The following is a 417-nucleotide window of genomic DNA, read 5'->3' as shown; positions in this document are numbered from 1 at the left end:
GGCCGAACCAAGAACGCGGATTTTGGCGGCGCGGCAAGCATTCAGGAGGCGCCGGCCGTGGCCGAGGCTGCTGTCAAACGCGCACGTAAGCGTTAGTTTGGAGCTGACGTCATTGCGGGCAACTATGTTCGGGGTCAGGAAGCTAACGACGAAAGCAGGGCATCCGACTGGCAGCAGCGGACTGGCCGGAGTGCTCGCTATTTGCTGAGTGGGTGAAGCACATATGGCCACCGCCGCACCACGATCAGAGTCGGAACATGCGGGGCAGTCGGAGAAGGTCCGTGCCTACGGTTGCGAGAACCGGTGCATTGTCGCAATCGGAGCCTCGGCGGGGGGCGTCGACGCGCTGAAGAGACTTGTCCGGGATATTTCGCCGGACATTCCGGCGGCCCTCCTCATCGTACAGCACGTCGGTCT

At 62.6% G+C, this 417-nt stretch carries 1 protein-coding gene; it reads left to right on the top strand.

The genetic code is table 11. From position 1 onward, the window contains the following. Positions 1–223 precede the first annotated feature (223 nt). Positions 224–417 (top strand): chemotaxis protein CheB (locus tag EN991_RS39545; RefSeq protein WP_281058869.1); only part of this gene is annotated, 194 nt, incomplete at its 3' end.

Source organism: Mesorhizobium sp. M7A.F.Ca.US.005.03.2.1, assembly GCF_003997795.1.
GTDB classification, from domain to species: domain Bacteria; phylum Pseudomonadota; class Alphaproteobacteria; order Rhizobiales; family Rhizobiaceae; genus Mesorhizobium; species Mesorhizobium ciceri.
The sequence above is the reverse complement of the archived record's forward strand: the minus strand, read 5'-3'. Positions and strand labels throughout refer to the sequence as shown.